The following is a 14,074-nucleotide window of genomic DNA, read 5'->3' on the forward strand; positions in this document are numbered from 1 at the left end:
GCCTACAGCCTGACCGCCAGGCGGACCGCCCCCCAGTGACGTCCCGCCACCGTTACCGGCGAATCGATTTCCTTCAGCAGGACGAAGGTGCCGCCGCCCATGTCGCGGGCATAGGTCTGCGCCAGATATGGCTGGGTATTGCGGGCCGCCAGGATGCCGGTGCGGTCGTCAAAGATGCGCCGGTTGCGGCAGTGGGCGGCGTTCCAGACCGGATCACCCGGGCGTTGCGGTTCGGAATAGGCCTTGTTGTGGGTGGCGATGTAGCCGTTGCGGTCGGTGGCGCAGCACAGCACCACGCTCGGGTCGGCGGCCAGTTCCGGATCGATGATGGACGGCAGCAACTGGTCGGTCAGGCGGGCGTGCTTGGCCAGGACCTGCAACGGATCGGTGTCGGGGATGGGGGTGTAGTCGGTGTCGAACAGCTCGGCCGCGGTGATGCGGTTGTCGCGGATGGCGGCCTCGAAGGCCTCGGCCACCCTGGCGGCGACGCGTCGGGCGGTCTCGATATGCGGCAGGTCGCGGGCCTTGGCCTGTTCTATGGCGGCCAGCAGGGCCTGTTTCTGCTCCTTGTCCACCTTGAGGAACTGGCACTGGATGCCCAGCGCGCTTCCCAGGACGGCCTTGGTCTCGATAGTGCCGATGCCGGGGAAGGTGATGGTGCCGACGGCGCCTTCCAGCTTGGGGGCGTTGCCCACCACCAGCAGGGCGCCCATGGTCGAGATGTCGCCGGTCTGGCCGGTGAAGGTCTGCCCCTCGAACGAGGCGGAGAACCCGATGGCGACCGGAATGCGTTCCACCGCCCGCCGGTTGCCGCTGTAGGACGTGCGCAAGATGACGTTGAGCCGGCGTTGCAGCGAACCGATGTCGTGGCTGACCAGGAAGGACAGCTCGCTGACCTTGCGGGCGGTGGCGCCGGTGAGGTCGGCGCCGCGCAGCACGGCGGCGGCGGTGTCGGCGACGCTGCGGGTGTGGTCGGCGGCCTGGACCGCGCTTTCCATGATTTCGGCGGTGGCGGCGCGCTGTTCGTCGGTGGCGGCGGCCACCTGCGAGGCGATGGCGTCGATGTCGCGGATGGTTTCGGCCACCGCCTCGACGGTGGCGACCGCTTCGCGGGTGGTGCGGCCGATTTCCAGTGCCTGGGCGTTGACCCGGCCGATGGCGTCCTCGGTCTGGCTGGCCAGCCCCTTGACCTCGCCGGCCACCACGGCGAAGCCCTTGCCGGTCTCGCCGGCGCGTGCGGCCTCGATGGTGGCGTTCAGCGCCAGCATGCGGGTCTGGCCGGCGATGGCCTGGATCAGCGAGACGACGTCGGCGATGCGGGCGGTGGCCTCGGTCAGGCTGCCGACGCTGGCGCTGGCGGCGTCGACCTTGCGCCGCGCCGCTTCACTGTGTTCCGAACTGCGCTGGATGCGGGCCGAGATTTCCCGCGACGACGCCTCCAGTTCCTCGGTGGCGCCGGCGACGGTCTGGACATTGCCGCTGGTGGTCTCGATGGCCTGGGTCATGGAGGCGGCCATGGCCCGCTGCTCCTCGGCGGTTTCCAGCAGCCGCTGGGCGCCTTCCTTCAGGCGTTCGCCCTGGGTGGAGATTTCGGCGACGGTGGTGTCGACCTCGCCTTCCAGCAAGACGGTGAGGTTGAGCATCTCGTGCTTGAGGTGGGCCTCGGCCTTGCGGCGGTTTTCCTCGCGCTCCACGTCGGCATAGGCCAGCTTGGCCTTCATGGCGCGCAACTGGCCGTTGGAGCGCTTGAACTCCTCGACACTCTCGCCGGGTATCTCGTAGGCGAAGTCGCCGCCGGCAATGGCGCTGAAATGCTGTTCCTGGCGCTCCAGCGGCCGGCGCAGATAGCGGACCAGCAGGACGGCCAGCACGATGGAGACGAGGACGGCAAGGCCAAGGATGCCGAGACCGAGCCGCATGTGGTCGGCGAAGTCCTGCCGGGCCTCGGCGAAGGCCTCGCTGGCCAGCCGCAATTGCAGCACCAGCAGATCCTTCTCGACCTCGTGGGCCTGGTCGAACAGCGCCACCAGCGTGGTGGCGGAATGGCGGCGCAATCCCTCCTGGTCGCCGGCTTCGGCCAGGGCGATCGCGGCCTCCAGCCCCTGGGTCACGAAATCCCCCCGGCGGGCCTCGAAATCCTCGGCCATGTCCTTCTCGTCGCCGCTCAAGGGGGCTCCGCGATAGCTTTGCCACACCGCCGAGATATGATCGCGGTTCATGTGGATGCGCCCGACCCGTCTGGCGAGCGAGGCCTGGTCGCCGGCGGCGAGGTCGACCTGAAGCATCTGGGCGTGCAGCAGGTTTTCCCGCATGCGGTCGACGATGTCGGCCATCTGGCCGGCGGGGACGGTGCGGCGTTCGTAGACATCGCGCAACGCCTCGTTGGAATCGCCCATTCCGTCCAGGACCGTCCAGAATCCCATGGCGGTCATGACCACCAGGACGGCGACGATGGCGGCCAGCCGGCCGCTGATGCTGCCGAAGGCGCGTTCCAGCCGCGCCGCCGGGGTGGTGCGGATGACCTGGCCTTCCTCGATCCTGACGTTCCTGAGGCTGCCGTCGCGGAGGCGGCGGTACAGGTTCTCGGCGGCGTCGACCTGCGCCCTGGTGGGGGCCGAGCGGATCGAGATGTAGCCGGTGATCCGGCCGTCCACCAGTTCCGGGGTGGCGTTGGCGCGGACCCAGTAATGGTCGCCGCTTTTGGCCCGGTTCTTGACGATGCCTTCCCATGGCTTGCCAGCCTTGATGGTGGCCCACAAATCGGCGAAGGCCGCCGGCGGCATGTCCGGATGACGGACCAGATTGTGCGGGGCCCCCATCAGTTCGGTCTCGGAATAGCCGCTGATCTCGACGAAGGCCTGGTTGACGAAAGTGATCCGGCCGGCCAGATCGGTCTTGGAGACCAGGATAGTTCCCTCCGGAAGCTCGATTTCCCGGTTGGTGATCGGTTCGTTGACGCGCATGGATTCGCTGCTGCCTTGATGGATGGCCCCGTCCGCCCCGGCGGACACGCCGAAAAAGCCGTAATCACATATACGAAGGTTGTAAACGAAGTTAGCGTATTGCTGAAACATATGGTTAATGAAGCCGGGGGAAAACCAAGACATATCGGAACGTTATGATCGATATAGTAATTATATTTTTCCAATGATGGCTGGAATGGGGCATGGTGAGGCAAGCCAGCAATCCAGCCAGGAGCCGCCATCGTGCAGCAGATCAAGTGGGACGACCCCTTCCTCCTCGAAAACCAGCTCTCCGAAGACGAGAAGATGGTCCGCGACGCGGCTCACGCCTATTGTCAGGAGAAGCTTCAGCCCCGCGTCATGAAGGCGTTCCGCGACGAGACCTTCGATCGCGACATCATGACCGAGATGGGCGAGATGGGCCTGCTCGGCCCGACCATCCCCGAGGAATACGGCGGTCCCGGCGTCAACCATGTCGCCTACGGCCTGATCTCGCGCGAGGTCGAGCGGGTTGATTCCGGCTATCGTTCGGCCATGAGCGTGCAGTCCTCGCTGGTCATGCATCCCATTTTCAGCTACGGCACCGAGGAGCAGAAGAAGAAGTATCTGCCCCGCCTCGCCACCGGCGAGATCGTCGGCTGCTTCGGCCTGACCGAGCCCGACGCCGGTTCCGATCCGGGCGGCATGCGCACCCGCGCCAAGAAGGTCGACGGCGGCTATGTGCTGACCGGCACCAAGATGTGGATCACCAACAGCCCCATCGCCGACATCGCCATCGTGTGGGCCAAGTCCGACGCCCATGACGGCAAGATCAAGGGCTTCATCGTCGAGCGCGGCACCAAGGGTTTCAGCACCCCCAAGATCGAGGGCAAGCTCTCCTTGCGCGCCTCCATCACCGGCGAGATCGTGCTGGACGAGGCCTTCGTCCCCGACGATGCCCTGATGCCCAACGCCACCGGTCTGGGCGGCCCGTTCGGCTGCCTGAACAAGGCCCGCTACGGCATCGCCTGGGGCGTGATCGGCGCCGCCGAGTTCTGCTGGCATGCGTCGCGCCAGTACATGCTGGACCGCAAGCAGTTCGGCCGTCCGCTGGCCGCCAACCAGATCCCGCAGCTGAAGCTGGCCAACATGATGACCGAGATCACCCTCGGCCTTCAGGCCTGCGTCCGGGTCGGCCGGATGATGGACGACGGCACCTGGGCGCCGGAAGCCGTGTCGCTGATCAAGCGCAACAATTGCGGCAAGGCGCTGGACATCGCCCGCATGGCTCGCGACATGCACGGCGGCAACGGCATCTCCGAGGAATTCCATGTCATCCGCCACATGGTCAACCTCGAGACGGTGAACACCTACGAAGGCGCTCACGACGTCCATGCGCTGATCCTGGGCCGGGCCATGACCGGCATCCAGGCCTTCTCGTAAGGGATATCAAGGGACAAGGGCGCGTCACCGGAGTGGCGCGCCCCATATCAGGGAGAAACCGGCCATGAAAATCCTGGTCGCGGTCAAGCGGGTGATTGACTACAACGTCAAGATCCGGGTCAAGGCCGACAATTCCGGCGTCGAGACGCAGAACGTGAAGTTCAGCATGAACCCGTTCGACGAGATCGCGGTGGAAGAGGCGGTGCGGCTGAAGGAAGCGGGCAAGGCCGCCGAGATCGTGGTGGTGTCGGTTGGTCCGGCGGCGGCATCGGAGACCTTGCGCACCGCGCTGGCCATGGGGGCCGACCGCGGCATCCTGGTGCAATCCGACGACGAGGTGCAGCCGCTGGCGGTGGCCAAGCTGCTGAAGGCGCTGGTGGAGAGGGAAGCCCCCGGCCTGATCATCCTGGGCAAGCAGGCGATCGACGACGATTCCAACCAGACCGGCCAGATGCTGGCGGCGCTGCTGGGCCGGCCGCAGGGCACGTTCGCCTCCAAGGTCGAGATCGGCGCCGACGCGGCGACGGTGACCCGCGAGGTCGATGGCGGCCTGGAGACGGTAAGCCTGAAGCTGCCGGCGGTGGTGACCACCGATTTGCGCCTGAACGAGCCGCGCTATGCCAGCCTGCCCAACATCATGAAGGCCAAGAAGAAGCCGATCGACACGCTTTCGCCCGCCGATCTGGGAATCGACGTGTCGGCCCGGCTGGTGACGCTGAAGGTGGAGGAACCGCCCAGGCGCAAGGCCGGCATCAAGGTGCCCGACGTGGCCACCCTGGTGGACAAGCTGCGGAACGAAGCCAAGGTGATTTAAGGGTCAGTCGGCCCGAATCGAAACCGAGAAGGACATCCGAACCATGACCATTCTGGTTCTGGCAGAACACGAGGGCGGCGCGCTCAAGGCCGCCACGCTCAACACCGTCGCCGCCGCTCAAAAGATTGGCGGCGACGTCCATGTGCTGGTGGCCGGTTCCGGCGTCGGCGCTGTGGTCGAGGCTTGCGCCGGAATCAGTGGCGTCGCCAAGGTGCTGGTGGCCGACGCCGCCCTCTACGCCCACCATCTGGCCGAGCCGCTGGCCGACCTGATCGTCGGCCTCGCCACGGGCTATTCCCACATCTTGGCGCCCGCCACCACCACCGGCAAGAACGTGGCGCCGCGAATCGCCGCCCTGCTGGACGTGGCGCAGATTTCCGAGATCACCGCCGTGGTCGCGGCCGACACCTTCGTGCGGCCGATCTATGCCGGCAACGCGCTCGCCACCGTGCAGAGCAAGGACGCGGTCAAGGTGATCACGGTGCGCGCCACCGGCTTCGAGGCCGCGGGCGCCACCGGCGGTGCCGCCGCCGTCGAGGCTATCGCCGTCGGCAATGATGCCGGCCTGTCCGCCTTCGTCGGCCAGCAATTGTCCAAGTCCGAGCGTCCCGAACTGACCAGCGCCCGCGTCATCGTCTCGGGCGGGCGCGGCATGCAGTCGGGCGACAACTTCCACCTGCTGGACGCGGTCGCCGACAAGCTGGGCGCCGCCGTCGGCGCCTCGCGCGCCGCCGTCGACGCCGGCTTCGTGCCCAACGACTTCCAGGTCGGCCAGACCGGCAAGATCGTCGCCCCCGACCTCTACATCGCCGTCGGCATCTCGGGCGCCATCCAGCATCTCGCCGGCATGAAGGATTCCAAGGTCATCGTCGCCATCAACAAGGACGAGGAGGCCCCCATCTTCCAGGTGGCCGATTACGGACTCGTCGCCGATCTGTTCAAGGTGATCCCTGAGTTTACCGCGGCCCTTCAGTCTCCCTGAGGTCGCAACCTGACGGGGGTGGCGCGGGCAACCGCGTCCACCCCCGTTTTTTATGGTGGATCATCGATACAGGGGCCGCGCCGCCCTATTCCTCGCTTTCCAGCGAGGCGACGTAGCGCAGGCCGTCCAGGGCGGTGGCGAACCATTCCTCGCGGGTTTCGTCCTCGGCGTGAACCAGATAGGCCGGCCGGCGGAATTCCGGCGCTCCCGTCACCGGGGACAGCCGTCCCGCCGTCAGATAGCCGCGCACCGTCCGCATGGGGAAATAGCCGGTGCCGCCATAGGCCAGGATGTGTTGCAGCCCCAGCGCCCCCAGTCCCACCGACACCGCTGGGGTCTTCAGGTCGGAAAACGCCTGGCTGTGCGAGGTGCGGAATTCCGGCCCCCAATCCACCAGGACGTAATCGTCGTCCCAGTCCGACACCGAACGCCGGCGGGTGGAGACCATGACCAGGCGTTCCTCCAGCAGCTTCTCGATATGAAGGCCGGGGCGGCCGATGGGCGAGTACATCACGCCCACGTCCAGCAATCCTTCGACCAGTTGCCGCATCAGCCCGTCCGACTGCCCGACCTCGGCCTTCAGGGCCACGTCGGGCATGGCGGTGCGCATCCAGGGAATCCACTGGACCAGCAGGCGGTCCCATAGCGAGAACTGGCCGCCGATGTTGAGGACGGTGCGAAAGCCCGGCGGCAGCGCCAGTTCCTGGCGGGCCTGCTGCCAGACCCGGACCATGGTGGTGGCGTAGCGGCGGAATTGCATGCCGGCGGCGGTCAACTGGGTTCCCGACTTGGAGCGCACGAACAGCGGCCGGCCAAGCTCGTCCTCTAGCGCCTTTATGCGCATGCTGACGGTGGACTGGGTGACGGAAAGCCGCTCGGCGGCCTTGTTGAAATTGCCGGTATCGACAATTTCTAGGAAGGTTCTGGCGAGATCGATGTTCATGGCGTGTCCGTCTGGCGCGGCTTTATGCCGCGCCGCAATATGAAGGTTGCGTTGTAACGCAACCACACGCGGACATCAACCGTGCGCAGGGGATCAGTTCAATAATATTGATGCATGGGTGGGGTTCCCACCCATGCGACCAAGGAGTCAGGCGCGGGCGCGGGCCTTGACGTCGCCGCGCATGCGCTCGACGTATTCCTTCAACTGGCGTTCCATGCTGGCGAAGGTCTCGCGGAGCGCCACGTAGATATCCTCGTTGACGTGGCTGTCCTTGGGGTCGCGCTTCACCACCAGCTCGGAACCGGGAACGGTGATGTCCAGGCGGATGTGGAAGGGCTCGCCCTTGTGGTGCAGGTTGGACGTATTGCGGTGGTGCGACTCGATCACAACGCGGCAGCTGGTGATCCGGTCGAAGAGTTGCTCCAGCTTGGCCACCTTTTCGCGGATGCGGGTTTCGACGGCATCGGAATGATCGATGCCGTGAAAGGTGATCTGGAGGGGAATCTGCATCTACGTCTCCATCATAACGGTCGCTTTGCCCCTTGGGGGCGTCAAGCGACTCGGTTCTTTGTACCGGCCGCCATTGGCCGGAGGGAAATCCGGGGCGCCATTCATACCCATTCGCGGGCGCCATGGCAACGCCCGGAGTGAAAGATCATTGTCCCGGAGAATCGCCGCACTTGCAACCTTCCCCAGCACGCCTCATATCAGAGCGCGCCAAAGCACATACCTTTTGTGGGAGATTGTCCGTCCATGGCCGAAGAGAAACGTCAATTCCAGGCGGAAGTCGGCAAGCTGCTCGACATCGTCGTTCACTCGCTCTACTCCAACAAGGAGATATTTCTGCGCGAGTTGATCTCCAACGCCTCCGATTCCTGCGACCGGCTGCGCTATGCCGCCATCACCGAGCCCGACCTGCTGGGTGGCGATCCGGATTTCCGCATCCGCCTGATCCCCGATGCGGCCGCCGGCACGCTGACCATCGCCGACAACGGCCTTGGCATGAACCATGACGAGCTGATCGCCAATCTGGGCACCATCGCCAAGTCGGGGACCGCCGAGTTCCTGTCGCGCCTGACCGGGGATTCCAAGAAGGACGTCAGCCTGATCGGCCAGTTCGGCGTCGGCTTCTACTCCGCCTTCATGGTGGCGGGCGAGGTCACGGTGGTGACCCGCAAGGCCGGCGAGGCCAAGGGCTGGCGCTGGACCTCGGACGGCAAGGGCGAGTTCACCGTCTCCGAGGCGCCCGAGGCGACGCGCGGCGCTACTATCACCTTGAAGCTCCGGGACGGCGAGACCGAGTTCACCGAGGCCTTCCGCCTGAAATCCATCGTCAAGCGCTATTCCGACCACATCGCCATCCCGGTGAGCCTGAAGGAGCCCGACAAGGACGAGGAGACCATCAACTCGGCCAGCGCGCTGTGGACCCGCTCCAAGTCGGAAATCACCCCCGAGCAGTACAAGGAATTCTACCACCACGTCGCCCATGCCTTCGACGAGCCCTGGGCGACCCTGCACTACAAGGCCGAGGGCGCCATCGAGTATACCGGCCTGCTGTTCGTCCCCGGCTCCAAGCCCATGGACATCTTTCATCCCGACCGCAAGCAGCATGTGAAGCTCTATGTCCGGCGCGTCTTCATCACCGATGATTGCGAGGAATTGCTGCCGCCCTATCTGCGCTTCGTGCGCGGCGTGGTCGACAGCCAGGACCTGCCGCTCAACGTCAGCCGCGAGATGCTCCAGCACAATCCGGTGCTGGCCAAGATCAGGACCGGCCTGGTCAAGCGCGTGCTGGGCGAGCTGAAGAAGAAGTCCGAGGATGCCGAGGGCAATTACGCCGCCTTCTGGGAGACCTTCGGCGCCGTGCTCAAGGAGGGCATCTACGAGGATTTCGAACGCAAGGACGAGATCCTGGAGCTGTGCCGCTTCCGTTCCACCCATGGCGACGGCTGGACCACGCTCGCCGAGTATGTCGGCCGGATGAAGGAGGGCCAGGAGGCCATCTACACCATCACCGGCGACAATCTCGACCAGTTGAAGAAAAGTCCGCAACTGGAGGGTTTTGTCGCCAAGGGCGTCGAGGTCCTGCTGCTGACCGATCCCATCGACGAGTTCTGGGTCTCGGCGGTGCCGCGCTATCAGGACAGGGAATTGCGGCCGGTGACCTCGGCCGGCGCCGATCTCGCCAAGGTCAAGGCCGCCGAGGGCGCCGACGACAAGAAGGCCGACGAAGCCCCCGCCGACGAGATGGCCACCCTGATCGCCGCCCTGAAACTGGCGCTGGGCGACAAGGTCAAGGATGTGCGCGCCTCTGAACGCCTGACCGAATCCGCCGTCTGCCTGGTGGCCGAATCGGGCGACATGAGCATGCACCTGGAAAAGCTGCTGCGTGCCCACGGTCAGGCCCCCGGCGAGCGTCCCCGCATCCTGGAGGTCAATCCCCGCCACGGTCTGATCAAGGGCCTCGCCGCCCGTGTCAAGGAAAGCGGCACCAACGCCCTGGTGGAGGACATGGCCGCCCTGCTGCTCGATCAGGCCCGCATCGTCGAGGGTGAGCCGCCGGCCGATCCGGTCGCCTTCGCCCGACGCATGGCCCTGGTCATGGAAAAGGGGTTGGGCGCCTGAAGTCCCGCCGGCGCGGGAGGGGGGTGGGTCAACGGCCCTTCTCCCGCGCCCTGCCGCGCTTGCGTTCCGTCGGCGGCGGCTCGGGCGGAGAGTCCGGAATCTGGGCGATCTGGCTGCTTAGATGCTCGACCGTTTCGATCAGCGCATGCAGCCGCGACTTCAGATCGTCCATGGACGGCTCGGACGGCGGCTGGGGAGGGGGCGGCGCCGCCTGCCCGGTCAGGCCGGCATTGCCGGCGTCCAGGAAGGCGTTCCGCCAGTCGTCAAGCTGCTTCGCCGCGATGCCCAGCGATGCGGCCACGGCCTCGGACGGCTCTCCCTGTAGGACCCGCAGCACCGCCTCGGTCTTCTGCGCCTTGGTGAACCGCCGCCGTGTCGGTCGTGCCGGCGTCGGTTCCGTTGGCGGTTCGGGGGGGGCGGCGCTAGCCGGGGCCGGAGCCGGGGGAGGGGCGGCCAGTCCGCGCATCAACGGATGCAAGGGCGGCGGCTCCGGCGGTGGTGACGGCGGCGGCAGGGCGGCGGTCATCTGCGCGGCAATGCGTTCGACCTCGGCATGGGCGGTCAGGGCGGCGTTGGCCACGGCGGCGAAGCTTCCCGGTCCCGCCAGTTGATCCAGCATGGCCAAGGTGTCGTCCACATAGCGGCGCAGCGGCGGGGAAACCGCGCCGTGCCCCGCCTCGACCCGCCGTCGGACTCGGGCGGGAACGCGGCGCAGCAGGCCGGCGCGGCGCGAAGACAGCACCTTGAACTCCATCACCCTGGTCAATAGGGTGGCATGACGGCCGGGATCGAGGGATTCAAACAGATATTCGATCAGCTCGATCTCGGCGAATTCCAGGATCAGGAACGTCTTCTCGGTGGCTTGCCAGTGCAAGATGAAGTCGCCGATGCGGGTCAGTTCGTCGGCCAGTTCATCGGAGAACACGTCGGAATCCAGCATGGTCCAGGCCTTGCCGCCGGCAATGGGCAGGCGGCCGGAATGCCCGAAGGTCCGTGTCAGGTTGCGTGCCACCGCCAGCAGGGCACGGCTGGTGGAATTGCGGGTTCCACGCGGAAAACAGTCGTGCAGCAGGTCGATGGCCTCGAAATCCGTCGGCGGTAGCCGGTCGGACAGCAGGCGGTGGAGCGATGCCGGATTGGGCGGCAGGTCGCTGTTTCCCTTGGGGGGCAGGCGGCGAAGCGCCGCCCGGATGTCCGACAGCACCCGTGCCGGGTCCATGGGGGCGGTCTCGGCTTCCGGCGGCATCGCCGCCGCCTCGGGAGCCGACGGAAGGGGCGGGGATTGCGCTTCGGCCGGACGGAACAGACGGGCGGCCCCGCCCAGGGCGCCGCGCCAGCGGGCCAGCCGCGAGCGCAGGGATTCCATCGGCCGCGGAACCGGCTCGGTCGCGGCGGGGGCGTCGATCAGCGTGGTCCAGGCCGAGGCCGGAGTGGACAATCCGTTGCCGCTGTCGTCGTCGTCCTGGTCCGAGGCCATGTCCAAGCCTATGCCTATCCCCGTCCCTCGGGCAACAGGCTGCGGTCGAACAGGCTGATGAGGTCCTCGCCCGATACCGGCCGGCTGATCAGGAAGCCCTGGACCTCGTCGCACCCCTTCGACCGCAGGAAGGCGGCCTGGGACGCGGTCTCGACACCCTCGGCGATGGCCTTCAGCCTGAGATTGTGGGCGAGGTTGATGATGGTCGAGACGATTTCGGCCCCATCCTCGGTCACCTTGTCGTCCTCGTCGAAGATGTCGTTGACGAAGGAGCGATCCACCTTCAGCGCGTCGATGGGCATGCGCTTCAGGTAACTGAGACTGGAATAGCCGGTGCCGAAATCGTCGATGGAAATGCGGATGCCCATGGCCCGCAGGTCCTTCAGCACCTCGACCACCTCGTCGACCCGCTGCATCAGCACGGTCTCGGTCAGCTCCAGTTCGAGGAATTGCGGCGACAGGCCGGTATCCCTGAGGGCGCGGGCCACCACCTCGGGCACCTTGGTCTCGCGAAATTGCAGCGCCGAGACGTTGACGGCGATCCGTACCGGTGGCAGGCCCAGGTCGTGCCAGTGCTTGCACTGGCGGCAGGCCTCGCGCAGCACCCACTCGCCGATGTCGGAGATCACCCCCATGTCCTCGGCCAACGGAATGAAATCGGCCGGCGATACCAGCCCCAGGTCCGGATGATGCCAGCGCACCAGCGCCTCGACCCCCGACATGCGCCCGGTTTCCATGTCGACCTTGACCTGGTAGGCCAGGCGGAATTCGTTTCGCGACACCGCGTGGCGCAGGCTGGCTTCCATGGCGAGGCGCTCGAACGAACGCGCGTTCATGGCCGGGGTATAGAGCTGGAAGCTGTTGCGGCCCAGGTCCTTGGCCCGATACATGGCGGTGTCGGCGTTCTTGATCAGCGTTTCCACCGAATCGCCATCGTCGGGATAGACGGCGATGCCGATCGAGGTGGTGACGTAAAGTTCGTGATCGTCGATCATGAACGGTTGCTTGACCTGGGTGATCAGCCGCTCGGCCAGCTTGGCGGCATCCTCCAGATGCTCGATCTCGGGCAGCAGGATGGTGAACTCGTCGCCGCCCAGCCGCGCCACCGTGTCGCCCTCGCGGATGCAGTGGCTGATGCGGGCGGCGGTCTCGATCAGCACCTGGTCGCCGACGCCGTGGCCCAGGGAATCGTTGATGCGCTTGAACAGGTCGAGGTCGAGGAACATGATCGCCAGCTGTTGCCCGTGACGGTGGGCGCTGGCGATGGCCACCTGAAGCCGGTCGGTCAGCAGCCGCCGGTTGGGCAGGCCGGTCAGCACATCGAAATAAGCCAGATTCTTGATGCGCTCCTCGGTCTTCTTGCGCTCGGTGATGTCGCTGAAGATGGCGGCGTATTGCGAGACGTCGCCATCCTCGTCGCGGATGACGTTGATGGTCAGCCATTCCGGGAAGATTTCGCCGTTCTTGCGGCGGTTCCATATCTCGCCCTGCCAGTAGTCCTGGCGGGCCAGGGTCTCGTACATGTGTTTGTAGAACGCCTCGTCGTGGCGACCGGAATTGAGAATTCGGGGGTTCTGGCCGATGATCTCTTCCTGCTCGTAGCCGGTCATGTGGGTGAAGGCGGGATTGACGAACTCGACCCGGTTGTCGGCGTCGACGATCATGATGCCGTCCAGCGACGCCTCGATCACCTTGCGCGCCAGGCTGAGATCCTTGCGCGAACGGATCAGCGCCTCGTCGCGTTCGCGCAACGCCTCGTCCAGGCGGTGGACATATTCGTACTGCAAGGTCGCCAGGATGTCGGAAAAGGACAGCAGCGCCACCAGTTCGCCATCGTCGCCGGTCACCGCGACATGGCGGATTCCCCGCTCCTCCAGCAGGTTGCGCGTCGCCAGCAGGCTGTCGTCGGCGCGGACGCTGATCAACGGCCGGCTGGCGGCGGCGCCGACATTGGCCGGGATGCCGCCGCCGCCGGCGATCAGGCGGACGATGTCGCGTTCGGTGATGATGCCCGGCCCCGTGGGATCGCCCAGCACCACCGCGGCGTCGGCGCGGGCGGCATGCAGGCGGTCCATGCCCTCCTTCAGGCTGGCTCCACAATGGACGGTGACCATGGGGCGGTTGATGGCCGAGCGGACGTTGCGGAGCACCAGGAAATGCTCGACTCCGTGACGCAGGATGACGTCGCTCTGGCTGATGATGCCGGAGGCCTCGCCGGCCTCGTCGATCACCACGAAGTGGCGTACGCCCTCCAGCTTGAAGCGCATGCCGGCGTCGCCCAGGCTGGTGCCGGCGCGAATGGTCTTGATGGGGGCGCTCATCACCGAGGCGATGGGCTGGTTCAGCGCCTCCGGATCGGCGGGGTCGACCGCCAGGGCGTCATGCTCGGTCCAGATGCCCACCGGCTTGCCGTCGCTCACCACCACGATCGAGCTGCACCGTTCCTCGGTCATGCGGCGGGCGGCTTCGAGAATGGAGGTCCCGGGCGGGCAACTCAGCAGCGTCTTTTGAACGATGCGGTCGATGGACTGATCTGGGGGCACTGGACGATCCACCTTGATAGCTGCCTCGATTCCTGCCTGCCGCACGACGGTCCCTCTCCACGGAGCCGGAGCCCTGGACTGCATCCTTTATCAGTTTTGCGTAACTTTCCGGCCGGCGCAACCGCCGTCACCGATTTTCCTTGATGCTTGTCATTCCCCGAGTCCGGGGCGGACGGGGAAAGGGGCGGGCCGGACGGAGGGGTCAGTGCCCCTGGATGGCCTCGGCCTCGTCCGGCATCGGCAGGGTGAAATCGCGCCCCAGGGCCACCACCTTGCCGATGATGATCATGGTGGGGGGGCGGACA

At 66.2% G+C, this 14,074-nt stretch carries 9 protein-coding genes; 4 read left to right on the forward strand and 5 right to left on the reverse strand.

The window, feature by feature from the left end; all coding sequences use genetic code 11:
* Positions 1–2: 2 nt before the first annotated feature.
* Positions 3–2,963 carry a Tar ligand binding domain-containing protein gene (locus tag MTBSS4_RS09860; protein WP_173983232.1) on the reverse strand — a complete coding sequence of 987 codons (2,961 nt, stop codon included), beginning with the start codon at positions 2,961–2,963 and terminating at the stop codon, positions 3–5.
* 243 nt (positions 2,964–3,206) lie between these two features.
* Between MTBSS4_RS09860 and MTBSS4_RS09865 the strand changes: the two genes are divergently transcribed.
* The 3 genes from MTBSS4_RS09865 (at position 3,207) to MTBSS4_RS09875 (ending at position 6,181) form a co-directional block, all read left to right on the forward strand.
* On the forward strand, positions 3,207–4,385 hold the full coding sequence (locus MTBSS4_RS09865) for an acyl-CoA dehydrogenase (protein WP_173983233.1): 1,179 nt from the start codon (positions 3,207–3,209) through the stop codon (positions 4,383–4,385).
* A gap of 64 nt (positions 4,386–4,449) precedes the next feature.
* A complete protein-coding gene (locus tag MTBSS4_RS09870) occupies positions 4,450–5,199 on the forward strand; it encodes an electron transfer flavoprotein subunit beta/FixA family protein (RefSeq protein WP_173983234.1) in 750 nt (249 codons plus the stop codon).
* Between the two features lie 43 nt (positions 5,200–5,242).
* A complete protein-coding gene (locus tag MTBSS4_RS09875; protein WP_173983235.1) occupies positions 5,243–6,181 on the forward strand; it encodes an electron transfer flavoprotein subunit alpha/FixB family protein in 939 nt (312 codons plus the stop codon).
* A gap of 85 nt (positions 6,182–6,266) precedes the next feature.
* On the opposite strand, the gene MTBSS4_RS09880 is transcribed toward MTBSS4_RS09875, so the two are convergent.
* Both MTBSS4_RS09880 and MTBSS4_RS09885 read right to left on the reverse strand, forming a co-directional pair.
* A complete protein-coding gene (locus MTBSS4_RS09880; protein WP_173983236.1) occupies positions 6,267–7,124 on the reverse strand; it encodes a LysR family transcriptional regulator in 858 nt (285 codons plus the stop codon).
* A 147-nt stretch (positions 7,125–7,271) separates the two neighbouring features.
* Positions 7,272–7,634 carry an HPF/RaiA family ribosome-associated protein gene (locus MTBSS4_RS09885; RefSeq protein WP_173983237.1) on the reverse strand — a complete coding sequence of 121 codons (363 nt, stop codon included), beginning with the start codon at positions 7,632–7,634 and terminating at the stop codon, positions 7,272–7,274.
* A 243-nt stretch (positions 7,635–7,877) separates the two neighbouring features.
* On the opposite strand from MTBSS4_RS09885, the gene htpG reads away from it, so the two are divergent.
* On the forward strand, positions 7,878–9,749 hold the full coding sequence (gene htpG / locus MTBSS4_RS09890) for a molecular chaperone HtpG (RefSeq protein WP_173983238.1): 1,872 nt from the start codon (positions 7,878–7,880) through the stop codon (positions 9,747–9,749).
* A gap of 28 nt (positions 9,750–9,777) precedes the next feature.
* Here htpG and MTBSS4_RS09895 read toward each other — a convergent pair whose 3' ends face one another.
* Together MTBSS4_RS09895 and MTBSS4_RS09900 are read right to left on the reverse strand one after the other, a co-directional pair.
* Positions 9,778–11,226, reverse strand: a complete 1,449-nt coding sequence (locus MTBSS4_RS09895) for a transposase (protein ID WP_173983239.1) — start codon at positions 11,224–11,226, stop codon at positions 9,778–9,780.
* A 14-nt stretch (positions 11,227–11,240) separates the two neighbouring features.
* Entirely contained in the window at positions 11,241–13,814 is a 2,574-nt protein-coding gene (locus MTBSS4_RS09900) for an EAL domain-containing protein (protein WP_254432470.1), read from the reverse strand.
* Positions 13,815–14,074 lie beyond the last annotated feature (260 nt).

This window comes from Magnetospirillum sp. SS-4 (assembly GCF_902729425.1).
In the GTDB taxonomy this organism is placed as follows: Bacteria; Pseudomonadota; Alphaproteobacteria; order Rhodospirillales; family Magnetospirillaceae; genus Phaeospirillum.